This window comes from Sphingomonas sp. Ant20, assembly GCF_000783375.1.
GTDB lineage: Bacteria > Pseudomonadota > Alphaproteobacteria > Sphingomonadales > Sphingomonadaceae > Sphingomonas > Sphingomonas aerolata.
In genome coordinates, this window is sequence record NZ_JRVI01000295.1 from 1 (window position 1) to 22,525 (window position 22,525).

The following is a 22,525-nucleotide window of genomic DNA, read 5'->3' on the forward strand; positions in this document are numbered from 1 at the left end:
TCCAACCCGTCGGAGCACCAGCGGGTGTTGCGCAGGTCGACGGCGACCCGGCCATCGTGACGCCGTTCCTCGCGGCGTTCGCCGTCCCGCTGTAGCAGCAGCCCGTGCACCTTCATGACGCGGTAGACGCGTTTTTTGGATTGGGCGCTTCGCGCCCGGTCTTTTTCGGCCTGCCGGCGTAGCAGAGCATGAACGCGGCGATAGCCATAGGTTGGCAGATCGGCGACGAGCGCGCTGATGTCGGCGACCAGCTCGGCATCCGGCAGCGGCGGTCGTCCGCGTGGTCGGGGCGACGGGCGATGGCGCATTGCGGACAGGTGCGGGCGAGCAATTCCGACCGCCTCTGCGACCGCGCTCACCGTCCATCCCGCGGCAACGAGGTCGAGCGCAACAGCAGTTTTTGGGCCTGCGGCCCGGGACACGGCCTCGCGGAGCAGCTCGTTCTCCATGGCCTTCTTGCCGAGCAGCCGGTGTAGTTCGCGCACCTGCGCCTCGAGCGCACGGTAGTCGGACGCCGGCACCACTTCCTCGCCAGCTGCCGCGGCGGTCAGCGCACCTTGCGCCATCAGGCGCCGCCAGGTGAAGATCTGATTCCCACCAATGCCGTGCCGGCGGGCGACGAGCGACACGCTCATCCCGGGCAGATATGTCTCCTCGACGATCCGGACCTTTTCCTCCGGTGTCCACCGCCTCCGGCGCTGAACACCGGAGAGGACCTCGCCATCATTGTAACGCCTAGTCGTACCGTCAGTCATGTGCCTCACTCTTATCTAAGAGCGGGGACCTGTCAGGGTATTTAGGGCGCCACCTCACTGACCGGCATCCATATCGTAGGCCAATCGCCTGGAACGTCGCTTCTAGCGTAAAGATGAGGGTGGTCTGCCCCTACTCTCAGCACGGTCCGCTTATGCGGACGGCTACGGGGACTTTGATACATCACCACTCGAGCAGAGAGTCAAAAAAACCTGCCAGTCGCGGTTAATGCGCCTTTCACCGTATGGAATTACAATTACGAAATAGAGTTCCTGCATAAGTCCCCTTGTCGAAAGACAAACACTTTCAACTCGGGGGGTTCACATGCGCTACTGGCCTATCGGTAAGCCCATCAGGGCTTAATAGTGTCAACAGCATAAGTAGCTATCATCTTTTACTGGCGCATTTTGCAGGGGATAGCGCAATGCGTCGCTGAAACAGTTGTGAGGCTTACAGAGGCTACTGACTTATACCTTTGTCTTTAACATAATATATCCAATATGCGATATTAGAATAACGCAAAGCCTGATAACGGCTAAGCTCGAAAATGCCCGGCTTTCCAAGCCGGGCATTTTTTTGCCATCAAGACCTGGCCATGGCCTTTACCGGCATCTCAAAGGTAAAGGCTCGAGGAACAAGCCCAAGCACTTTTACGGCCTTTCGCATGGCTTCGTTATGTGTTGATATCGTGAAGTGGATTTCGGTAAACCACCCGTTTAGGTGAACCTTCCGGAACCGCGAAAGTACGGCAGCAAAGGCTGCAGGAGCAGTAGGCGAACCCCAGGCAAACGTGATTGTGAGCGTTCGATCATCATGGTCCTCGCCCCAATTGATACCGCCAACGCAAGTTCCGCTTTCATCAAAAGCGAGAATTGCTGGATGGTCCCATTTGCATGGTGGATATCTCAGCCAACCATTGCGCTGATGATCGACACCCGCGGCGTAAGCAGCCCTCAGGCCTTCCTTGCTATGTGCGAGTTTGGTAACATGCTCCAAGCGTAGACTCATGTTATAGTTCTCCGCGGCTTTGTTGCACAAAGATAATTAAGCACAAATATGGTTTTACTGACGAGATCTATGCAACGCGGATGGTGGTCGGTGTTCCTATTTGTGAAAATCGATTGAGAACTGCGGCACGGAGTTTGAGCTCGGTAATCTGACGATCAAAGGTGCGCGATGCGACGCGCTCGCCGAGCAGCTTGAAGCAGTGCATCTTCGTCTCGACCAGGCTGCGGCGATGGTAGCCGCTCCACTTCTTCCAGATTGTTCGACCGAGCCTTTTCATCGCGCGTAGCGTTTCGTTGCGAGCATCGGCGCCGGCCGCCGGCTTCTTCCATGCTGGCCGCCCCGGCGCACGGGAATGACCGCGTCTGCGCCCCGGGCTGCGATCGCGGCCCGACACTTTCTGGTGTCGTAGGCGCCATCACCCCCGACGATCGTAATCCGTTCGTCCGTCGGGATTTGCGCCAGCAGATCCGGCAGTGTCGCGGCGTCGCCAATCGCATTGGTTGTGACCTCGATGGCCCGGATCTCCAGGGTTTCGGCGTCGATCCCAAGGTGAACCTTACGCCACTGGCGACGGTAGGAAGCGCCGTGCTTGCGCGTCTTCCATTCGCCTTCGCCCATCATCTTGATCCCGGTACTGTCGACCAGCAAATGCAGACCACCCGTACTGGCGCGACCATCAAGTGACACCGCCAATGTCTTCTGCCGACGGCATAGCGTCGTGTAATCCGGCACCGGCCAATCCAGCTTTGCCAGCTTCAGCAGGCTGGCAACCAGTCCCGTCACCTGCCGTAGCGGCAGTCCGAACACTATCTTCAGCGTCAGGCAAACCCTGATCGCGCTGTCCGAAAACCGCATCGGCCGACCTCGACGACCAATCGGGGGCTGCCAGCCAATCCATGCCCGGGTCAAACCAGACCTCCAGCGACCCCGCGGCGCTTCAGCGCTGCGTTATACTCGCTCCAGTTCGTCGTGCGGTACTTCGGCATGGTCGGTTTTGGCATCCATCCCACCTACGCTTCCTGACCCTCACAGGGAATCCCAACGCCCTTTGTGCAACAAAGCCGTCCGCATCGGCGAATAGCGGCGTCGTGATCGCCAGCCAGTGGCCGGCGGCGGCCACCCCCAGCGCTTCCTTGGATACGAAATGGTGGAAGAAGGCGCCCTTGGTGACCCCGGCAGCCGCACAAAGCTGGTCGACGCTGGTGGCCGCAAAGCCGTTGCGGCGGATGAGCGTCACGGCAGCGTCCAGCAGCTTATCGCGAGCGCTATTGGAAGATCCTCGACTCGTCATAATGCAAACATACCAACCGGTCGGTATGCCGCAAGAATCATTAAGACGGTGTTCGGAAGCGATCGTCGCAAAGGTCGGGATTGAAAGTCGGTGCCCCTATCGAATGGTAGGAGCTGAGGGGGGCGAACGCGTCGCGAATGTCCGGGCCCGGGTCCATGCACGCAGCCGTCGGGACCAGTATACAGGTCGTACGATTGCGACCGGGATTGCCTGAAACGCTATTCAGCGCAGGTCGCTCTGCCGTTGGGGCCAAGGGCACAAGCAGCTACCCTTATAAGCGCGATAATGGCGGCTGCAGTGCGACCTCGAAGCCCATGGCTAAAAGGGCACGGATTGATCAGAATCTATATCTTATAACTCAGGCCAGTGGCGGATAAGCCGTGTACGTTCGGAAACTTCCCCCCGATCGACACAGCCTATCCACCCACCGACGAAGCTTACGTCGCCTGGTTCGACGATACCGGCTTGGCGGTGACGTCGAAGCGGTCGGCGTTCATGACCTTGACCCAGGCACGGATAAAGTCGCGCACGAACTTTTCCTCGTGGCCGTTCTCGGCATAGACTTCGGCCGTCGCGCGCAACTGCGAGTTCGAGCCGAAGACCAGATCGGTGCGGGTCGCCTGCCACTTCTTTTCACGACCGCCGCGATCATAGCCGATGAACTTCTCGTCGCTCGACGTGTCGACCAGATCCCAGAACGTGTCATTGTCGAGCAGGTTGACGAAGAAGTCGTTCGTCAGCTGCCCCGGACGCTTGGTCAACACGCCATCGGGCGCATCGCCGAAGTTCGCGCCGAGCACGCGCAGGCCACCGACCAGCACGGTCATTTCCGGCGCGGACAGGCCGAGCAGCGAAGCCTTGTCGAGCAACAGCTCCTCGGTCTTCACCGGGTGACGCGTCTTCAGGTAGTTGCGGAACCCGTCGGCCTGCGGCTCCATCCACACGAAGCTTTCGACATCCGTCCACTCCTGCGTCGCATCGCCGCGGCCGCCAAGGAACGGTACCGCCACGTCGTGCCCGGCGTCGCGTGCCGCCTTCTCAACCGCTGCCGAGCCTGCCAGCACGATCGCGTCGGCCAGCGACATGCTGCCCCGCAAGTCGTTCAGCTTTGCCAGAACCTGGCTGAGCTGCTCGGGCTCGTTGACCGGCCAGTCCTTCTGCGGCGCGAGCGCGATGCGCGCGCCGTTCGCCCCACCGCGGTGGTCCGACCGGCGATAGCTCGACGCCGATGCCCAGGCGGTCTTTACCAGCTGGCCGATCGTCAGCCCGCTCGACAGCACGGCGTCCTTGAACGCCGCGACGTCAGCGTCCGACGGTACGGTGCCTTCGGGGACCGGATCCTGCCAGATCAGCGTCTCTTCGGGAACCTCGGGCCCAAGGTACCGGACCCGTGGCCCCATGTCGCGGTGCGTCAGCTTGAACCACGCGCGTGCGAACGCGTCGTCGAGCGCCGCCTGATCGTCGCGGAAGCGCAGCGCGATCTCGCGGAACTCGGGGTCCACCTTCAACGCCATGTCCGCGGTGGTCATCATCGTCGGCACACGCTTGTTTGGGTCGCGCGCGTCGGGGGCCATGTCCTCCGGTTCCGGGTTGACCGGCTGCCACTGCTTCGCACCGGCCGGGCTTTCCGTCAGCTCATAATCGTATTTGAAGAGCAGGCGGAGATAGTCGCCGGTCCACTTGGTCGGGTTGTTCGACCACGCGCCCTCGATGCCCGAGGTCGTGATATGGCCCTGGCCGATTTCCTCGCTGTCGGTCAGCCAGCCGAGGCCCTGCATGTGAACCGATTCCGAAGACGGGGCCTTGAAATGCGGTGCCGGCTTCGCACCGTGCGCCTTGCCGAAGGCATGACCGCCGGCGGTCAGCGCCACGGTTTCCTCGGAATTCATCGCCATCCGCTGGAACGTCGCCTTCATGTCGCGTGCGGACATGAGCGCGTCGGGCTCACCGCCCGGACCCTCGGGATTGACGTAGATCAGCCCCATCTGGATCGCGGCGAGAGGCCCTTCGAGCTCGGGCATGTCCTCGCTGATGCGCGTCTGCGCACCCTCGTTGACCCAGATCTCCTCGGCACCCCAGAAGGTGTCGCCCTCGGAGGCGAAGACGTCCTTGCGGCCGCCGGCGAAACCGAACACCGGTCCGCCCATGCTCTCGATCGCGACATTGCCGGCGAGGATGAACAGGTCGGCCCAGCTGATGTTCTTGCCGTATTTCTGCTTGAGCGGCCACAACAGGCGACGTGCCTTGTCGAGGTTGCCGTTGTCCGGCCAGGAATTCAGCGGTTCGAAGCGCTGCTGACCCGACGACGATCCGCCGCGGCCGTCCGTTACCCGGTAGGTGCCGGCAGCGTGCCATGCCATGCGGATCATGAACGGGCCATAATGACCATAGTCGGCAGGCCACCAGGCCTTGCTGTCGGTCATCAGCGCCGTCAGGTCCGCCTTGAGTGCTGCATAGTCGAGCTGCTTGAACGACTCGGCATAGTCGAACTCTTTGCCCATCGGGTCGGGAGAGACGCCGTGCTGATGCAGCATATCGATCGGCAGCGCGTCGGGCCACCAGTCCTTGTTCGTGCGACCGAGGAGCGAGCGGGCCTTAACCTCGCCGCCACCCTGGGGGCCCATTGGGCAACCGCTTGCCTTAGGCTGTTCGTAATCGGCCATCTTGGCGTCCTCTCCTAATTAGTTTTACCACCGTGTCGGTAAAATGCCGGATCCCGGGTACATTTGTCCAATCGATTATACGGGCGACAGCTATCATCGCACTCGATCACAGAGGGCTGTGAGCGTGTCGTCTGACGGCGCGTACATTCGCGATGATCCGGGTCATCATCATCGTTGGGCCGACGGACGTCGCGGCAACTGATCTGATCAATGTGTCGCCAAACTTACATTTACTGCGGTTAGAGGATGGGCGTCTTTAGTCTGGTTCAGAGTTTTTCGTCGTGACCGCGCCCCAAGTCCGCCCGATAGATCGTTGGTTCGTCGACCTCGAAAAGCGCGGCGTGTTCGCAGACCCGGCCAGCCGTGAGGGACGGGACTTCGTGTATCGCCGCAGCGCGGCGGGTGCATCGCTGCAAGGTGACCTGCTCGTTCCGGCGTGGACCGAGAGCGCAAGACCGGGCGCTGGCGATCCCCGTCCGCACGACCCGATCAATCCGCAATACGACCCGGCAACGCCTCGGCACCGGCCCCGATGCAAGGACCTCTGCAATGAAAACCGCGTTCTACAAATTCCTCGGCGGCACGGCGTTTGCTGGCGCGATGCTCGTGGTCTGCAGCACGCCCGCTGCGGCGCAGGAGGCGCGCAACGTCATCCTCTTCCTCGGCGACGCGGGTGGCCTGTCGACGCTCGGCGCCGCTGGGATCCTGGCGCACGACCGGCCGCAATCGCTGTTCATCCAGTCGATGCCCAACGTCGCGCTGTCGGATACGTCCGCGCTCGATCGATGGGTGACCGATTCCGCCGCCGGGATGACCGCGATCATGACGGGGAACAAGACGAACAACGCGATGGTGTCGACGACGCCTTCTGGACCGGGCGGCCGCGCGATGCCGGTCAAGACACTTCTCGAATATGCCGAGCAGCGCGGGCTGTCGACGGGTGTCGTCACCAACATGAACATCTGGGACGCGACCCCGGCCGCGACCTTTGCGCATGTCGCCGCGCGCGCGGACAAGGGCGAGATATTCCGCCAGATGCTCAAGCCCCGCTTCGGCGACGGCGTCGATATCCTGATCGGCAAGGGCCGTGCCGACGCCGTCGCGACATTCGCCGGCCCGGGCACGAGCGCCGAACAGGCGTTCAGGACCGCCGGCTACCGCTTCGGCGAGGATACCGCGCTGGTCGGCCAGGCACCCCGGACCGCGGTGCTGCGCGATGCCGACTTCGCGCCGCTTCCCGCCGTGGAGGCGACCGTCGCGCAGCTCGCCCGCAACCCGAAGGGCTATTTCCTGACGGTCGAATGGGACATGCACACCGACGATCCCAAGGCAGGCCTGCGGCATGTCGTCGAGATGGACGACATGATCCGCCGGATCAGCGCGGTTGCCGGCAAGGACACGCTGATCCTGTTCACCGCGGACCACAGCTTCGGCCTGCGGATGACCGGCGGCAAGCGCACGACGCCGCTCGCGACGCAATATGATCCCGATGCGAAGTCGGTGATCAGCGTCGAACCCGGCCATACCGGCGAAGAGGTCGTCGTCGCCGCGAGCGGCCCCGGTGCGGACAAGGTCCGGGGTTTCATGCCCAACACGCGGCTCTTCGACATCATGCTGTCGGCATTCGGCTGGAAGAAGGACAAATGATCAGCCCTGAACCTGCCTGACGGCTTTTCCTCTCTCGGATCGCGACGCTGATGACGAGGGACTAGAGGCCGAAAGCGGTCAGCCCAACGATGAATGAATGGACGAAGCTGAGGAGTGGGGTGAGGGCGCGCGCGATGTCCGGCAATGCGCCGTCATGCCTTATCCTCACCTCTGCAGCCGGCCCGAGCTGTCCTGCAACAGCCAGAAACGGGTATAGCGTTGCAGGCGCGGGAGAATGATCCACTGCAGGGTCGCGGTGAGCAGCAGGGACGAGGGCAGGAGTTGCAGCGGCAGTGGTGCGTCCTTCAACACCGTGCGAACCATCATGCTGATGAGGAGTAGGACCGGGAACACCGTCAGCCATGTCGTCACGAACCGCTTCCACTTGCTGGCACTCGCATCGCTCGGCAGCTCGAAGGTGACGCCGTCGCCAGTTTCGAGCTGGCGGAGCGCCGTAGAGAAGCGGTCCGCGACAGCGACATGCGCGCGCATCTTGGGGTCGTCATGCCATGTATCGGCTGCGGCGCGATCGTCGAAGCGAAAGAGCAGGTGCTGAAAACCCGCCGTCTGACCGAGCCGGATCGCAGCCCGATACCCCGGCGCCGCACGGGCGTGCCGGTTCAGTTCCTCCACCCAGCGTTCGAAATCCTGCTCGTGGCCGGCACGGATGGCCCGGCTGGTGATGATCGTGGCGGTCTGGTCAGGATCGATTGGCATAATGGCGAGAACAGACGAGGCGGCGGGTACGTTGCGCGGCCGCTTCGTGCATTTCGCCCGTGTCGACCCGCATCAGGAGAGGCCTGTCAGCTTCAGCGCCTGACAGATCGTATAGCGCGTCACCGGACCGCCACGAGCCGCCGTGAGACCACTAGCAGTGCACGCGGCGATCAGCGCGCCAATCGTCGGGCGACCGTCACGATCGCCGCCGTCGCGGCGATAGGCGGTGATCGCATCCTGGATGCACCGGATCACCGGTTCATTCCGTTCATAAGCCCGGGCGCGGCGATCGCCATGCCGGAGCGCCATATCTGCAATGCCATCCATCATCGTCGACGGTCGATAACCGATTATCGCGACGGGATCATCATCGTCCGACACAAGGCCAGGGCGTGCGGCCCGTGCCATGATCAGAACGGCGTTGAAGGTTTCCGCGCGACTTTATAATGGCACCGGACCGGTTACTTCGGTCACCTCGCGCCCGGCAATCGTGCCCGGCAGCCCGCATGCAGGCAGAGCGTCAGGGTCTTACGTCACAATGAATTATCGCCATTCCTTCCATGCGGGCAACAGTGCCGATGTCGTGAAGCACAGCCTGCTGATCGCGCTCGTGCGGGCCCTGCAGCAGAAACCGGGCGCGCTGACGCTGATCGATACGCATGCCGGCTGCGGGCTGTACGACCTTGACGGCGAGGATGCGCAACGCACCGGCGAGTCCCTACAGGGCGTGCTGCGGGCCTTTGCCGAGCCGAACCCCTTGCTGGACGACTACCGCGCCGCGGTACAGGCGGTGAATTCCGGGACCGAACCGCAATTCTACCCCGGCTCGCCGCGGATCCTCGCGCAGCTTCTGCGCCCGCAGGATTTGCTGATCCTCAACGAGAAGCACCCCGAGGACGCCTATACCCTGCGCGGGGTGATGCGCGGCACGCCCGCTGCGGTGCACGAGCGCGACGCCTATGAGCTTTGGCTGGCGCTGCTGCCGCCCCGGACCGCCCGTGGCGTGGTGGTGGTCGACCCGCCGTACGAGCAGCCCGATGACCGCGACCGTATCACCGCGACCCTCGCCGCCGCGCACCGTAAATGGGCGCATGGCGTGACGGTGATCTGGTATCCGCTGAAGGACCGCGCCACGCATACGCGGTGGACGGGGCAGTTGCGCAGGCTCGGTATCCCCAAAGTGCTGGGGGTGGAGCATTGGCTGTACGATGCCGATCAGTCCGGCATCTACAACGGCGCGGGCCTGTATATCGTCAACCCGCCCTACGCCTTCACGCAGGCGCTGCCGCCTATGCTTGAAGCGCTGCGCGCGGTGCTGGCGCCGGAGGGGCATAGCGGCGAGATCACCGCCGTGTGGCTGGGCGATTAGCGTAAACCCGCATCGCCCCGCTCTGGCCGGCTGCAAACGGCCGGGCTGCCAACGTCAAAAAGACCGACGCTCTGGCAGGCAATTCGCATCGTCGAGAGCGGCCGTCCGTTGAGTACGATCATTCCCGATTCTCCAGCTCCGGTCGGCGATTTCGAGACGATCTATTGGGACCAGTAATCCGTGCCGCCGGGGGGCGCCAAGCTGCTGACGGTTCCGAAGCCGGCCTCAGGTTGTCGTTGCCGAAGCGCGGGGGTTACGATCGTACGGCGAGATCGTTATAGGTCCGTAATGAAGATCGCTGCAATTTCCGACATTCACGGGAATGTCGCTGCCCTCGACGCAGTTCTCGGCGACATCGCCACCCGGCACGTGGACCAGATCGTGAACCTCGGGGACATCTGCTCAGGGGGCCTGTTCCCGCGGGAAACAGCCGATCGATTGATGCCTCTGGGATTGCCCACTATACGCGGCAATCACGAACGTCAGATATCGGATCAGCCTCGCGAGCGCATGGGATTGTCCGATCGCCACGCCTTCGACCAGCTGAGCGCTGAACAGCGTGCGTGGCTGACAGCATTGCCCACGACCATGCGCCTGTCCAAAGATGTGCTGCTTGTTCATGTCACGCCGGACAGCGACCTGACCTATTTTCTAGAGACGGTGACGGAGGCGGGGCTTCGTCAGGCCACTCGCGAGGAAGTTCGACACCGTGCGGGAACTGTCGATGCGGCCGTGATCCTCTGCGGCCATACGCATCTCCAGCGGGTGATGACGCTCGACGACGGGCGCATGATCATAAATCCGGGAAGCGTCGGTCTTCCGGCATATGACGATGACCGACCCTACGCTCACCTGGTGGAAAGCGGATCGCCGCATGCGCGCTATGCGGTATTGTCCAATGAGGGTGATGGCTGGGTGGTAGAGTTTCTGTCCGTCGATTATGATTGGGAACAAGCGGCCCGTGATGCCGAGGCGAATGCCCGGACCGACTGGTCCAGACCTTTGCGAACCGGTCGGGTCTAGCACGAGGGTATCGTATTTCTCGATGCGAAGTGCGTTTCGGGAAGCCGTGTCGCTTCTCGAAATCCGGTCCTTCAGGGAACGGCATCAGCGCCGAGCCTCCCCAAAGCCAATTTTCTGCAGTCGCCGACCAAGCGTCACGTGTGAGCTCGACGCCATCCACGTCACCGGCATCATCGTCAGGCAGCGTATGCGCCGCTGGGTTATCGGTCGCGTCTTGAAGCCTGGTACCGTAGACATATCGCAGGGTCGGTTTCGTTGCCGGGGATGCGTGTTGGGTCCATGGTTTTTCCCTTTGCTGTCTTGTGGGAACTTACTAGCATTCGTTGACGCCATCGACGTATCTGGCCGTCAATGCGCTGACTTGGCTGAGAATTTTTGTACGTAAACATGTCAAAAATTATGACATATTCGTTCGAGGGCATGAGCACGGCGCTACGGGAATAATTGCGATGATTGTTGCGGCGGCAAACCGATAAGCAACATTCGCTAGGCAAGATTTCGAAAATATGGTGTGGATACGGCAACGTCGAGGAATGCCACGGCAATCATCGACCGTACGTCTTGATCGAGGAATCCAATGCGCGCGTCAGTGTTACAGGCGTCCGCTGCGGTCGGAACCACCCTGCGCGGCAAGCATCCGAAAGCCCCGATGCCTGCTCGCCAAGGCAGCGTGCCGACACCGAGGGGCCGCTCCGGGTTGCGAACCGCCACGGGCGACATTCACGAACGCCGGCATCATCATCCCGTGCTTTCGCGTCGGGCGGCAAGCTCGGCCGACCGGGACGAATATCGTCTGCTTCTCGGCCACACATACGGTTTCAATACCGTCGTCGACCCCATGCTCGGTGTCGGCGGTGGACTGATCGGCTGCCTTGTCTGGGGCCTGCCCGAACCAGGACTGAGTGCCGGTGACTGGAGCCGGTGTGCCGTCGGGCTGGACACCAACCTACCCGACGCTGCCGTGCAGGACCGACCTGCTGCAACGGCAGCGGCGGTGTCGATGTTTGCGGCGTATGAGGAATGGATGCCGGCATGACGCAGCAAATGGACGGTGCCGTCGATCTGACCAACTGCGATCGCGAGCCGATCCATATTCCCGGCTCGATCCTCCCCCATGGTGCGATGCTCGTGGTCGATCCTGCAACGATGCTGGTCGAGCAGGTCGCAGGCGACACCCTCGGCCTGTTCGGCAGGGATGCGGCGTCGCTGACCGGGCAGGACTTGGCGGACTTGCTGAATGCCGAGCAGCTTCAGCGGCTTCGCGATTTGCTGCAAAGCTCCAGCCTCGCGCGCCCGCGTCACCTGCTGGATCCGTTGCTGCGGGTCGTCCCCGACCGCGCGATCGATGCCAGCGTCCATCTGAGCGATGGCGCGCTGGTGATCGAGGTCGAGGATGCCGACCTGAGCGACCGTCATGCCGTCGATCCGCTCGCCTGCGTCCAGGAAATGTTCGACGGACTTGGCGACGCTCCCGATCTCCAGGCCTATTGCCAACTGGCGGCCGAGCGGGTGCGGGCGGTCGCGGGCTACGACCGGGTGATGGTCTATCGCTTCATGCCCGACGATTCCGGCTGGGTGTTCGCCGAAGCCCGGAACGCCGACATCACGCCATTCCTCGATCTGCACTATCCCGCGTCGGATATCCCGAAACAGGCCCGCACGCTGTATCTGACCAGCTGGCTGCGTCTGATCACCGAAGTCGATTACACGCCCGCGCCGCTGCTGCCGTCGATCAATCCGCGCAGCGGCCTGCCGCTCGACATGAGCCACGCGACCCTGCGTGACGTTTCGCCGATCCACCGGGAATATCTGCGCAACATGGGCGTCGACGCCTCGATGTCGATCTCGATCATCTTCGAAGGCAGGCTTTGGGGGCTGATCGCCTGTCACCATCATACGCCGCGCCGCCTGCCGCGTCATCTCCGCGGTGTCTGCGAGCTGTTCGGATCGATGTTCTCGCTGCAACTGGAAGTGCGGCTGCGCGCCGAGCAGCTCGAGGCCCGGTTGCTGTCCCGCAAGGCGCTGTCCGGGATCATGCACGCGCTGGCGAGCGAGGATGATTACGGGGCCGGACTGGTCGCGCAGCAGCAGCAGCTGCTCGATTACATATCCGCGGGTGGTCTTGCGCTGCGGGTTGGGCAGACCCGTGGCGGTGTCGCCATCCGCGTCAACAGCGGCATCACCGCGTTGGGCAATACGCCCGATGACGACCAGATTGGCGCCCTGACAGACTGGCTGACCCTGCGCATGGGCACGTTCGAAGGGGTGTATGCCACGGATCGGCTGGGCGAAGACTATCCGCCGGCCAAGGCCTATGCGGAGATCGCCTCCGGGTTGCTTGCCATGTCCGTCTCGCGCGAACCGCGCGACTTCGTGCTGTGGTTCAGACCCGAGGTGGTCGAGACCGTGCAATGGGGCGGCGATCCGAACAAGCCCATGGAAGTCGGTCCGAACGGCATCCGGCTGACGCCGCGCAAATCCTTCGAGGCGTGGACCGAGACCGTGCGCGGTCGGTCGACCCCCTGGTCGCCGTCCGACAACGATGCTGCGTTCGACCTGCGGGTGTCGCTGCTGGAGGTCGTCCTGCGGCGGATCGATGCTGCCGCACGCGAACGGCTGCGCGCCTGGCAGCAGGAACAATTGCTGATGGCCGAACTCGACCACCGGGTGAAGAACACCTTGGCCAGCATTCAGGCGATGGTGGCGCAGACGAGCCGAAGTGCGTCGTCGCTTGCTGCTTTCACCCATGGGCTCGACCGGCGGATTCGGTCGATGTCGCGCGCACACAGTCTGCTCACGCAAAGTCGATGGGAAGGCGTGTCGCTCATCGTGCTGATCCAACAGGAGCTAGATGCGTATCGGGCGGAGCATGCGAACGTCACGATCACCGGTCCGGATGTGATGCTTCTCCCGAAAGCGGCACTGGCGCTGTCGTTGGCGATCCACGAGCTTGCCACCAACGCCGGCAAATACGGGGCCTTGTCGGCCGCCGGCGGTCATGTCGACATTCGTTGGCAGTTTGACCCGCAGGCTGGACTGGAGCTGCGATGGCAGGAAAGCGGCGGTCCTCCGGTCAGCAAGCCCACACGGCGCGGTTTCGGATCGACCTTGATCGAGCGGGCCTTGGCGCTGGAAACGAGCGGATCTTCGACTCTAACGTTCGACCCGGGCGGGGTGGCGTGCGCGATCGTCATGCCCGCGTCGGTGGCGCAGTCTGGCGGCACCGCCTCCCACGCCTCTATCGCCCATGATGCCCCTGCGAAAGTCACAGACATTCCTACCGACAATCCGCCGCGGATCCTGATCGTTGAAGATTCAGCTATGGTGCTGATGCTCATCGAGGATGTGGTCATCGATTTGGGCTGGGACATTGTCGGTCCCGCGATGCGGCTGCCGGAAGCCTTAAAGCTTGCTTGCGAGGCAGCGATCGATGCCGCGCTCGTCGACGTCAATCTCGATGGCGAAATGTCGTGGGACGCTGCTGCCATCCTGCAAGATCGCAAGATCCCGTTCGTCTTCACCACCGGCTACGACAGCGCCACCGTCCTGCCGGAGCGGTTCGCCGGCCATCCCGTGCTCAACAAGCCGTTCTCGGCCGAAGACGTTGGACGCACGTTGCAAACCTTGTTGAGCCGGCACTGAGCGTGCCGCAGGGGAATGCCGGGCAGCGTAGATTGATCGACCATGCCTGGCCGCGACCGGTTGCGGACGTTCGTTCATGCTTGGCGACACCGTTGAAAAATGGCTGGCATCCAACGATGATCGACTGCGGTTCCTGCGATTGCTCTCTTTGCAGCAAGCGCAATGTCACAACCGTCCGAGACTGTTGAAAAACTCGGCGAGCAGGCAGTGCGGCCACCTTGCGCGTCATATGATTGCTTGCAGGCACCCTATTTTCCTCAAAGGATTACGAAGGTCGGCATAATAAGAGAAGAATGTTGCTCGGACCACCGCCTCTTCCAAGCCGAAGTGACTTTTTCAACAGTCTCGTCCGGTTGCGCGACCGCTTACGCTTCATCGACGGCGTGACACCTTTTTGAGGGCTCGCGACAATGTGTCGATCGAATAGGGCTTATGCACCAGTTCGAACCCGTGCGTACCGCTCTGCGCCAGAACCTCGCTGTACCCGCTGGTCAACACGACCGGCAGCTTAGGATACAGCCGGCCGATCTCCTGACCCAGCTCGATACCGGACATGCCCGGCATCATCACGTCGGAGAAGACGATGTCGAACCTGCCTGCATCTGTCGCCAGTTCGGCGAGTGCCTTGGAGGCGTCCATCGCCAAGACCGTATGATAGCCCAACTCTCCCAACGCCTCGGTCGCGAACATGCCAACCTCGGCATTGTCCTCGACGACCAGCACGCAGGCGCCTTCGCCGAGCGGCAGGGAGTTGTCGCCTTCTTCGGCCGCTCCGCCGTCCAGCCCGTCGACCCGGGGCAGGAACATGGTGAATGTTGCGCCTTCGCCTTCGTCGCTTGTGACGACGACGCCCCCGCCGGACTGCTTTGTGAAACCGAAGACCTGGCTGAGGCCAAGGCCTGTCCCTTCGCCTACCCCCTTGGTGGTGAAGAACGGTTCGAAGATCCGTTCAATGTTGTCGGCTGGAATACCGGGACCGCTGTCGGTCAAGGAGACCGTCACGAACTCGCCCGGCGTGGCCGGATGGGACCGTATGGCGGGCATGCCGGAGGCTGCCGCCACCACGATGGCCAGCTCGCCCGCGCCGTTCATGGCATCGCGTGCATTGACCGCCATGTTGACGATCGCGGTGTCGAACTGGCTGCGGTCCGCGTCGATGTAGCAAGGCTCCGTCGGCAGCCGATGCGATACCTTGATGCGTGCGCCCGTCAGCGTCCGCACCATGTCGCTGACCGTCCGCACGCTTTCCGAGACATCGAAGACTTCGGGTTTGAGCGACTGGCGGCGCGCGAATGCGAGCAACTGGTTGGTCAGTTTGGTCGCGCGTTCGGCGGTGTCGGAGATCGCGTCGATATAGCGCTGCCGGCGTTCGTCGGAGAGACCGGGCCGGCGCAATAGGTCGATAGAACCCCGGATGACCGTCAGCAGATTGTTGAAGTCGTGCGCCACCCCACCGGTGAGTTGCCCGATCGCCTCCACCTTCTGCGATTGGCGCAACGCATCCTCGGCCTGGCCGAGGTCGGCGGTTCGCTCGGCGACGCGCTGCTCCAGCGTTTCGGCGAGCGCGCGCAGATCGGCGACAGCACGGTCGCGCTCCGCTGCGATGCTCCGCCGTTCCTCGACGTCGATCAGGACGCCGGGAAAGCTCAGCGGCGTTCCGTCGGGTGCATGGTCAACCCGACCGTTCGCCTCGATCCAGTAATATCGGCCGTCAGCACGGCGGACCCGGTATTGATGCGCATAGGACCCACTGCGGGCGATCACCGCGGTGATGGCCTCAGTCAGCCCTGCCTGATCGTCGGGATGTACCGTTGCTGTAATCTGCGCGAGCGGAATGCCGGATCGGCCGAGCGCCGGATCAAGGCCGAAGGCACGCGCGAATGCCTCGTCTACGGTGAATTGATCGCTTGGCAGGTCCCAGTGCCAGGTGCCGATGATGGCGCCGGCTTCCAGCGCGAGTTTCACCCGCTCGACGTTCTGACGTGCGACGGCTTCACTGACACGCAGGCGTTCCTCCGCTTCTCGGCGGGCGGTCACGTCGTTGAAAATAATTGCGATCTGTCGATCTGCGGGATCGCCAACCCTTACTGCGCGTACGTCGAACCAGCGCTGGAATGCCTCGGCATAATTCTCGAAATTGGTTGCTTCACCGGTCTTGGCAACATGCCCGTATGTCTCGAACCAGAACTGCTCGAGGTCAGGTGCGAATTCCGTGACCCACTTGCCGCGCAAGTTGACGCCGGACTGGCGTTCAAAAGCGGGGTTGGCTTCGACAAACCGGTAATCGACGGCTTTGTCATCCTCGTCGAACTTGACCTCGACGATGGCGAAAGCCGCATCGACCGTGTCGAAGATTGTCTGGAAGCGCTGCTGCGCTTTCCGGAGCGCTTCGCCGGCAAGATGCTCTTCGGTACGATCACGAAGAACCTTGACGTAACCGGTATGGCGGCCGGCCGAATCCCGGAGCAGGGATAACTCACCGCTGGCCCAAAAAGGCTCGTCCCCCTTGCGCACGTGCCACCGCTCATCAGTGGCCCGCCCCGTCTCACGGGCGCAGGCCATCTCCTGTACCGGCACCCCGGCCGCGCGGTCTTCATCCGTGAAGAACAGGAAGACGCTTCGACCGATCACCTCGTCTTCCGACCAGCCCAGCACCCGTTCCGCGCCATAGCTCCATTCGATGATACGGCCTTCGAGATCGCAGGCTACGATGGCGAAGTCCTGTGCGCTATCGACAATCGCCCGCTGGCGCGCTTCGGCGGCAATCAGGCGTCCCGTTGCAACACGCTGCTCAAACTGCACCATGACCTGTCGCGCCATGACGCGGATCGTCTGCTTCTGAACCTCGGTCAGGTCGCGGGGGCGATAGTCCAGAACGCAGAGCGTGCCGATCGGAAAGCCATCAGACGACTTCAACAGGGCGCCAGCATAGAAGCGCAGGTGCGGCTCACCCGTGACCAGGGGATTGCAGTCGAACCGTGGGTCGTCTGTCGCATCGGGGACGAGCAGGAATTCATCCTCGAGGATCGCACGCCCGCAGAAAGACGTCTCCAACGGCGTCTCACGAACGCCAAGCCCGACTTCCGCCTTGAAGAACTGGCGGCCGTCCCCGATCAGATTCACGATCGCGATTGGCGCGTCGCAGATCGCCGCCACCAGTTCGGCGATCTCGTCGAACGCCGCCTCGCGCGGAGTGTCCAGCAGGTCATATTCTGCGAGGGCAGCCAGTCGCTGCTTCTCGTGCGCGGGCAGCTCGGTCATCGGACTCCAAAGGTTTAGCGGATCACTGTGCTGTAGCATCGTCACCGCCAAGCTCAACGTTGGTCGTTCTTAAACTGTCGAAACCGACCGAGGCTGTTGAAAAAGTCGCTTCGGCTTGGAAGGGGCGTTGGTCCGAGCAATATTCTTCTCGTATCGCGTCAACCATCGCAACTCCTGGTGTAAAGCCGCTATCCGTAAGCAATCATATTACGCGCGACGTGGCTGCGCTGCCGGCTCGCCGAGTTTTTCAACAGTCTCGACCGGTTGTGGCACCCGCAGCGACTTATGCTCTTTCCCGTTCCTCGACGATGGCTCCATGATTTGAAAATCCTGCATCGCGACCGCTGTGATCACGGAAAGATCCGATGACAGGGAACCTCGGCATGCCTCTCACGTATGTTGGTTAACGAATATATTGTGGGATTGGGACGAGGGGTCGATGACTGAGACTGGAAGAGTTGCCTATCATCGCGACCGGGCTGAGCAAGAACGAAGGCGCGCGAGCGAAGCAATCGATGACCGCAGCAAGAATGTTCATATCGAACTGGCCCTGGCCCATGGAAAAGCGGTCGTTCTTGGCGGGCATCGTCTTCGCGCGGCGCACGACCGGTGATGCGAGCCGAAGAGGCTTGACGGTATAACTCTCGGACGCTCGCGCAAAGAGCGCTGATCATGCGGCGACTGGGGGTCGGAACGGGATGCCGGTGTCTGCCCAGGTTCCCCCTTCCGAGGACACGCGATCGTAACACGAGATCAGGCAGCGAATTCTGTCCAGCCTATCGCATCGGAATAGGTGTCGATCCGACGCGGCATGAACGATCGGCGACGCTGCAGCCGCGACAATGGATTCGAGGCTGGACAAGATGGCGACGTTCGCCAGAACGCTGTCGGGCAACGTCGCGTGATCATAGGCCCCGTCGCCATCTTCGTCGCCGCGGGCTTCGAGCATTCCATCGCCAACATGTCCCTGCTGCCAATCGGCTGGTCAGGTTAGCGTCTGATCGCCTCCTGCGGTGAGGTGAGCCCAAGGGAGGGCAGGACCGACGGGCACGATTCCGCAAGGGTTGAGGTCGCGGTGGCTGGCGTAGTAATGCGTCTTGATGTGATCGAGATGCACCGTCGCGGCGATGCGCGGATCTGCCAGCATCCGTTCGACGTACGCTTCCAGCGCCGGATAGTCGGAGATGCGGCGCACGTTGCACTTGAAATGGAAGTGATAGACCGCATCGAAGCGGACCAGCGTGGTGAAGAGGCGGATATCGGCCTCCGTCATCGCCTCGCCCACCAGCCAGTCGCTGCCGGACAGCCTCTCTTCCAGCCAGTCGAGCGATTCGAACAGCGGGCGCACCGCCGCCTCGTACGCGTCCTGCGTCGTGGCGAACCCGGCCTTGTACACGCCGTTGTTCACCGTGTCGTAGACACGGTCGTTGACCTCATCGATCTGCTGCCGCTGGGCCTGAGGATAGAGGTCCGGCCCGGATCCGCCGAACGCCGCGAGCATCCGGATGATGTCCGCCGATTCGTTCGACACGATCGTGTCGGTCTCACGATCCCACAGGATAGGTACGGTGACCTTGCCGGAATAGTCCGGCCTGGCGCGGGCGTACAACTGCCACAGGAACTCGGCGTCGTGCAGTGGATCGCCACTACCGCCGCGGCTCGTGCCGAAGGTCCAGCCATTGTCCAGCATGACAGGGTCGACCACCGAGACGCCGATCGCATCCTCCAGTCCGTGCAGCGCGCGCACGATTAGCGTCCGATGCGCCCAGGGGCAGGCATAGCTGACATAGAGGTGATATCGGCCGGGCGTCGCCGGATGGCCGGGCTGTCCGTCCTGGCCGGGGCTCCCCACCGGGGTCAGCCAGTCGCGAAAGCCCGCATCCTGCCGTTCGAACGCGCCGCCCTTGCTGTCTTCCGTCACCTTGCCCGCGTGCCACGCACCGTCGATCATTCTACCCATGTCATCCCTCCGTCGAAATCGGACCTCAAGCAAGATCCGCCACCGTTTCCCCTCACGAACGACCAACGGCTCTTTTCGTCTCATGCGATGCCCTTGGGGGCGGGTTCGGGACCGGTCGCCCCGGCTCAGGCAAACAGCGGCCGCAGGTCGACGGTCGCGTCCACCACGCCGGTCGCCTGGTCGTTGCGGAAGGGATAGGAGCGTGCAGGAGCGGTAGGAGGTTCTTGAATGGCAAAGCATGGTCGGATGGCAGGGATGGCGGCCGGGTTGATGATCCTCGCGGCGACGGTCGAGGCTGCCGCACAGCCTCGCGTCGAGCGAATGACACAGAGGCCTGTCGCGCTGACGCCGTTGCCGGCCACAATGCACGGCCGTTTCGAGCGGAAAGGCGCCGGCTTTGTTCGCCAATGGCCGGGCAGTTATGCCGAGACGGCGTTTCGGGGCTCGGCGGTATCGTTCGACGTGGGGCCGGGCGAGGTGGCACTCCACGTGCTCGTCGATGGACGCAGGATCACGACGCTCGTCAAGCCGGTTCCGGGCCTGTACCGCGTCGCCGGGATGCCCGCCGGCCGGCACGCGTTGCGCATCGAGGTCGCTTCGGAAAGCCAGTCCGGTCCGACCGGCATCGGGCCGTTCTTCGCCGAACGGGGGACGGTCGGAACGAAGTTGCGCAGTCGCACGCGGCAGATCGAGTTCGTCGGCGATTCGCACACCGTCGGCTATGGTGTGACGTCGCCCAAACGCGAATGTACCCAGGACGAGGTCTGGGCGACGACGGATACGTCGCGCGGCTTTGGCGCGCTGCTCGCACGCCGCTACGGCGCGGATTACGCAGTCAATGCGATTTCCGGGCGCGGGGTGGTGCGCAACTATGGCGGGTTCGCAGCCGACACGCTGCCCGAAGCCTATCCCTTCACCCTGTTCGATCATCGATCCCGTGCCAACGTGCCCGGCTGGCATCCGCAGGTGATCGTTGTCTCGCTGGGCACCAACGATTTCACCACACCGCTTCACGCCGGCGAAACATGGGTGAGCCGCGACGCCCTCCACGGCGATTACGAACGACGCTATGTGCGCTTCGTGCAAGCGCTCCACGCGCGCGATCCACGCGCGCAGATCGTGCTGTGGGCCACGGACATGGCCAATGGCGAGATCCAGGCGGAGGTGGCCAAGGTTGCCGCGACCTTGCGCAGATCCGGCGCGCCGTGGCTCACCTATGTCCCGGTCAACGGCCTTTCCTTCACCGGGTGCCACTCGCACCCCTCGCTCGCGGATCAGACCGTGATTGCCGACCGGATCGCGGCGGTGATCGACGCGCGCGTCGCGGGATGGGCCCGACGCTCCTGATCGACGGACGGCCGTTTCGTCGGGCCAGCGAACGCAATAGGGCGCGGCGCATTATCCTGCTATCGCAGCGGGATGACGATATCGCATCCTGCCCCCACCGATGCCCGTGTCGAGGAACGTGCCGCAGTCGACGCCGCGACCTTTGCCGCCGAGATCGCCCTGCGCGACGCGCCGATCGTGTTGCGCGGCCAGGTCGCGCACTGGGCCAGCGTCCGGGCTGCGGCGGGTGGCGATCGAGCGACGGCGGCGTATCTGACCGGGCTCGGCAATGGCGGCAAGCCGATGGAGGTGCTGATCGGCGGCCCGGCGTTCGGTGGCAAATTCTTCTATCGCGGCGATAATCTGGAAGGGTTCAACTTCCACCGCGAAAAGGCGCCGCTCGGCGTGTTGCTGAGCGAATTGCTGCGCCTGTCGGACGTCCCCGAAGCCGAGCGGCATATCCTCTATGCGAACGCGGCGACCGCGCCCGAGCATCTGCCGGGATGGGCGGCGGCGAACCCGCTCGAACTGCCGATGGGCGGGGCGACGCCGCGGCTGTGGATCGGCAACGGATCGCAGACCGCGACGCATTATGACGGGTCGACCAATCTCGCCTGCGTGGTCGCTGGCGAGCGGCGGTTCACGCTGTTTCCCCCCGATCAGGTCGGCAATCTCTATCTGGGGCCGCTCGACCGGACGCTGGCGGGGCCGCCTTCGAGCATGGTCGATCCGCTTGCGCCCGATCTGGAGCGGTATCCGCGCTATGCCGAGGCGCTCGGCCACGCGGTGGTGGCCGATCTTGGGCCGGGCGACGCGATCTTCATCCCGGCGATCTGGTGGCACCACGTCCAGGCGTTCGGGACGCTCAACGTGCTGTGCAACTATTGGCGCGCCTATGATTCGAGCGTGTCGGCGTTCCATGCGGTGGTGCACGCGATGATGGCGGTGCGCGACCTGCCCGCGGCGGAGAAGGCGGGCTGGCGCGCGTGGTTCGAACATTATGTCTTCGCGGACGAGGCGAGTGCGGCGGGCGATCATCTGCCCGCGCCCGCGCGCGGCGTGCTCGGGCCGGCCAGCCAGGACCGGACCGAGCGAATCCGCGGCTATCTGCTGAAATCGCTCCAGCGCCGCTGAACGTCAGTCGCTGTCGAGATAGGCGGCGACCCAGACGAGCGGCGCGTTCCAGTTGATCGCCACCTCGTTCAGCGCATAGGCGTTGATGTCGTCCGCCCAGCAGCGTTGCGGCGCGCACCGGCCTTAAGTGTCATGGCGACCGGATCGACCATCGCGCTGCTGTTGGGGCCGCCCGATACCACCCCCGGCGGCGGCGGTGGCGCGGATGCCGACAGCTGATGCGCCCAGAAGCGGTGATGCGGGTTGGTCAGCGGCTTCCAGCCGGTCCCCGAAACATAGGATTGGCCCAGCGGATTGCGGCCGAGGATATAGTCGGCCGCATCGACGACGCCGGCGCGGTAGCGCGCTTCGCCAGTGAAACGCTGTGCGAGGCCGAGCAGCATCGCGCGGTTGAGGATGCTGGAATTCGAGCCCCAATTATAAGTCTGCGACGCGTAGGGGATGCGGTAGCCGGTGCGCGCGGTTTCGACGAGGAAGCCGTCGGCGGCCGCGACGATCGCCGCACGTGCGCCATCGCGGATCGTCGCGGGAACGCCGCTTGCGGTCGCGAGCGTGATCATGCCGAGTGGTGCGACGCTGGCCCAGCCGGGTTCGCCGGTCGCGCCGGTCGGCAGCGCCGCGCGGTAAGCGGCATCGCCGGTCGTCGCGAACAGTTCGGCTGCAGCCCAGGCGCGTTCGTCGTCGAGCATCTCGTCGCCATAGCCGCCGCTGCCGGCGAAGCCCTGCGCCGC

The 22,525-nt window shown here is 63.3% G+C and carries 19 protein-coding genes and 1 pseudogene; 9 read left to right on the forward strand and 11 right to left on the reverse strand.

Annotation, left to right across the window (positions count from 1 at the left end):
• From NI18_RS23885 to katG, 4 genes and pseudogenes are all read right to left on the reverse strand, one after another.
• Window positions 1-755, reverse strand: a 755-nt coding sequence (locus tag NI18_RS23885) for a transposase (RefSeq protein WP_157840593.1), incomplete at its 3' end; no start/stop codon positions are given.
• Between the two features lie 1,073 nt (window positions 756-1,828).
• Window positions 1,829-2,762, reverse strand: a pseudogene (locus NI18_RS20795) (IS5 family transposase).
• Window positions 2,699-3,052: a helix-turn-helix domain-containing protein gene (locus tag NI18_RS23890; protein ID WP_084215387.1), complete on the reverse strand. Its 354-nt coding sequence runs from the start codon at window positions 3,050-3,052 to the stop codon at window positions 2,699-2,701. The pseudogene NI18_RS20795 and the gene NI18_RS23890 overlap by 64 nt, the downstream one beginning before the upstream one ends.
• A gap of 437 nt (window positions 3,053-3,489) precedes the next feature.
• Window positions 3,490-5,676 (reverse strand): catalase/peroxidase HPI, encoded by a 2,187-nt coding sequence (gene katG / locus NI18_RS20800; RefSeq protein WP_249403433.1) that lies wholly within the window; start codon window positions 5,674-5,676, stop codon window positions 3,490-3,492.
• 588 nt (window positions 5,677-6,264) lie between these two features.
• Here katG and NI18_RS20805 point away from each other — a divergent pair.
• Window positions 6,265-7,362, forward strand: coding sequence for an alkaline phosphatase (locus tag NI18_RS20805; RefSeq protein ID WP_037533174.1), 1,098 nt, complete (start codon window positions 6,265-6,267; stop codon window positions 7,360-7,362).
• Window positions 7,363-7,527: 165 nt separating this feature from the next.
• On the opposite strand, the gene NI18_RS20810 is transcribed toward NI18_RS20805, so the two are convergent.
• Window positions 7,528-8,079, reverse strand: coding sequence for a hypothetical protein (locus NI18_RS20810; protein ID WP_037533177.1), 552 nt, complete (start codon window positions 8,077-8,079; stop codon window positions 7,528-7,530).
• A 72-nt stretch (window positions 8,080-8,151) separates the two neighbouring features.
• Window positions 8,152-8,334 carry a hypothetical protein gene (locus NI18_RS24830; RefSeq protein WP_128082369.1) on the reverse strand — a complete coding sequence of 61 codons (183 nt, stop codon included), beginning with the start codon at window positions 8,332-8,334 and terminating at the stop codon, window positions 8,152-8,154.
• Window positions 8,335-8,617: 283 nt separating this feature from the next.
• Between NI18_RS24830 and rlmJ the strand changes: the two genes are divergently transcribed.
• The 4 genes from rlmJ to NI18_RS20835 all read left to right on the forward strand — a co-directional run bounded on the left by rlmJ (window position 8,618) and on the right by NI18_RS20835 (window position 14,113).
• Window positions 8,618-9,448 carry a 23S rRNA (adenine(2030)-N(6))-methyltransferase RlmJ gene (gene rlmJ / locus NI18_RS20820; RefSeq protein ID WP_037533191.1) on the forward strand — a complete coding sequence of 277 codons (831 nt, stop codon included), beginning with the start codon at window positions 8,618-8,620 and terminating at the stop codon, window positions 9,446-9,448.
• A gap of 288 nt (window positions 9,449-9,736) precedes the next feature.
• Complete coding sequence (locus NI18_RS20825; protein ID WP_037533193.1) at window positions 9,737-10,471, forward strand: metallophosphoesterase family protein; 735 nt, start codon at window positions 9,737-9,739, stop codon at window positions 10,469-10,471.
• Window positions 10,472-11,048: 577 nt separating this feature from the next.
• Window positions 11,049-11,507, forward strand: a complete 459-nt coding sequence (locus NI18_RS24835; protein ID WP_128082370.1) for a hypothetical protein — start codon at window positions 11,049-11,051, stop codon at window positions 11,505-11,507.
• On the forward strand, window positions 11,492-14,113 hold the full coding sequence (locus NI18_RS20835) for an HWE histidine kinase domain-containing protein (protein ID WP_306286573.1): 2,622 nt from the start codon (window positions 11,492-11,494) through the stop codon (window positions 14,111-14,113). Before NI18_RS24835 ends, NI18_RS20835 begins: the two co-directional genes overlap by 16 nt.
• A gap of 372 nt (window positions 14,114-14,485) precedes the next feature.
• Here the strand turns inward: NI18_RS20835 and NI18_RS20840 are convergent, their stop codons facing one another.
• Entirely contained in the window at window positions 14,486-17,374 is a 2,889-nt protein-coding gene (locus NI18_RS20840; RefSeq protein WP_037533196.1) for a PAS domain S-box protein, read from the reverse strand.
• 22 nt (window positions 17,375-17,396) lie between these two features.
• On the reverse strand, window positions 17,397-17,540 hold the full coding sequence (locus NI18_RS26000; protein ID WP_198527090.1) for a hypothetical protein: 144 nt from the start codon (window positions 17,538-17,540) through the stop codon (window positions 17,397-17,399).
• Between the two features lie 273 nt (window positions 17,541-17,813).
• On the opposite strand from NI18_RS26000, the gene NI18_RS25365 reads away from it, so the two are divergent.
• Together NI18_RS25365 and NI18_RS26005 are read left to right on the forward strand one after the other, a co-directional pair.
• A complete protein-coding gene (locus NI18_RS25365; protein ID WP_157840594.1) occupies window positions 17,814-17,987 on the forward strand; it encodes a hypothetical protein in 174 nt (57 codons plus the stop codon).
• A 198-nt stretch (window positions 17,988-18,185) separates the two neighbouring features.
• Window positions 18,186-18,368, forward strand: a complete 183-nt coding sequence (locus NI18_RS26005) for a hypothetical protein (RefSeq protein ID WP_037533203.1) — start codon at window positions 18,186-18,188, stop codon at window positions 18,366-18,368.
• Here NI18_RS26005 and NI18_RS20855 read toward each other — a convergent pair.
• Window positions 18,360-19,334 (reverse strand): glutathione S-transferase family protein, encoded by a 975-nt coding sequence (locus tag NI18_RS20855; RefSeq protein WP_037533206.1) that lies wholly within the window; start codon window positions 19,332-19,334, stop codon window positions 18,360-18,362. The genes NI18_RS26005 and NI18_RS20855 overlap by 9 nt on opposite strands.
• 228 nt (window positions 19,335-19,562) lie before the next feature.
• Here NI18_RS20855 and NI18_RS20860 point away from each other — a divergent pair, with 228 nt between their 5' ends.
• Both NI18_RS20860 and NI18_RS20865 read left to right on the forward strand, forming a co-directional pair.
• Window positions 19,563-20,681 (forward strand): SGNH/GDSL hydrolase family protein, encoded by a 1,119-nt coding sequence (locus tag NI18_RS20860; RefSeq protein WP_249403429.1) that lies wholly within the window; start codon window positions 19,563-19,565, stop codon window positions 20,679-20,681.
• Between the two features lie 72 nt (window positions 20,682-20,753).
• On the forward strand, window positions 20,754-21,794 hold the full coding sequence (locus NI18_RS20865) for a cupin-like domain-containing protein (protein WP_037533212.1): 1,041 nt from the start codon (window positions 20,754-20,756) through the stop codon (window positions 21,792-21,794).
• Between the two features lie 3 nt (window positions 21,795-21,797).
• On the opposite strand, the gene NI18_RS27570 is transcribed toward NI18_RS20865, so the two are convergent.
• Together NI18_RS27570 and NI18_RS20870 are read right to left on the reverse strand one after the other, a co-directional pair.
• Window positions 21,798-21,881 (reverse strand): hypothetical protein, encoded by an 84-nt coding sequence (locus NI18_RS27570; protein ID WP_347574898.1) that lies wholly within the window; start codon window positions 21,879-21,881, stop codon window positions 21,798-21,800.
• Window positions 21,863-22,525 (reverse strand): glycoside hydrolase family 9 protein (locus NI18_RS20870; protein ID WP_306286574.1); only part of this gene is annotated, 663 nt, incomplete at its 5' end. The genes NI18_RS20870 and NI18_RS27570, both read right to left, overlap by 19 nt.

What these genes read in the sequence shown, in the direction of transcription:
- rlmJ (WP_037533191.1), top strand. Translation starts at nt 8,618, where the DNA reads ATGAATTATCGCCATTCCTTCCATGCGGGCAACAGTGCCGATGTCGTG.
- NI18_RS20865 (WP_037533212.1), top strand. Translation starts at nt 20,754, where the DNA reads ATGACGATATCGCATCCTGCCCCCACCGATGCCCGTGTCGAGGAACGT.
- NI18_RS20835 (WP_306286573.1), top strand. Translation starts at nt 11,492, where the DNA reads ATGGATGCCGGCATGACGCAGCAAATGGACGGTGCCGTCGATCTGACC.
- NI18_RS20810 (WP_037533177.1), bottom strand. Translation starts at nt 8,079, where the DNA reads ATGCCAATCGATCCTGACCAGACCGCCACGATCATCACCAGCCGGGCC.
- NI18_RS26000 (WP_198527090.1), bottom strand. Translation starts at nt 17,540, where the DNA reads ATGGTTGACGCGATACGAGAAGAATATTGCTCGGACCAACGCCCCTTC.
- NI18_RS20840 (WP_037533196.1), bottom strand. Translation starts at nt 17,374, where the DNA reads ATGACCGAGCTGCCCGCGCACGAGAAGCAGCGACTGGCTGCCCTCGCA.
- NI18_RS24835 (WP_128082370.1), top strand. Translation starts at nt 11,049, where the DNA reads ATGCGCGCGTCAGTGTTACAGGCGTCCGCTGCGGTCGGAACCACCCTG.
- NI18_RS20855 (WP_037533206.1), bottom strand. Translation starts at nt 19,334, where the DNA reads ATGGGTAGAATGATCGACGGTGCGTGGCACGCGGGCAAGGTGACGGAA.
- NI18_RS20825 (WP_037533193.1), top strand. Translation starts at nt 9,737, where the DNA reads ATGAAGATCGCTGCAATTTCCGACATTCACGGGAATGTCGCTGCCCTC.
- katG (WP_249403433.1), bottom strand. Translation starts at nt 5,676, where the DNA reads ATGGGCCCCCAGGGTGGCGGCGAGGTTAAGGCCCGCTCGCTCCTCGGT.
- NI18_RS25365 (WP_157840594.1), top strand. Translation starts at nt 17,814, where the DNA reads ATGACTGAGACTGGAAGAGTTGCCTATCATCGCGACCGGGCTGAGCAA.
- NI18_RS26005 (WP_037533203.1), top strand. Translation starts at nt 18,186, where the DNA reads ATGAACGATCGGCGACGCTGCAGCCGCGACAATGGATTCGAGGCTGGA.
- NI18_RS20860 (WP_249403429.1), top strand. Translation starts at nt 19,563, where the DNA reads ATGGCAAAGCATGGTCGGATGGCAGGGATGGCGGCCGGGTTGATGATC.
- NI18_RS23890 (WP_084215387.1), bottom strand. Translation starts at nt 3,052, where the DNA reads ATGACGAGTCGAGGATCTTCCAATAGCGCTCGCGATAAGCTGCTGGAC.
- NI18_RS20805 (WP_037533174.1), top strand. Translation starts at nt 6,265, where the DNA reads ATGAAAACCGCGTTCTACAAATTCCTCGGCGGCACGGCGTTTGCTGGC.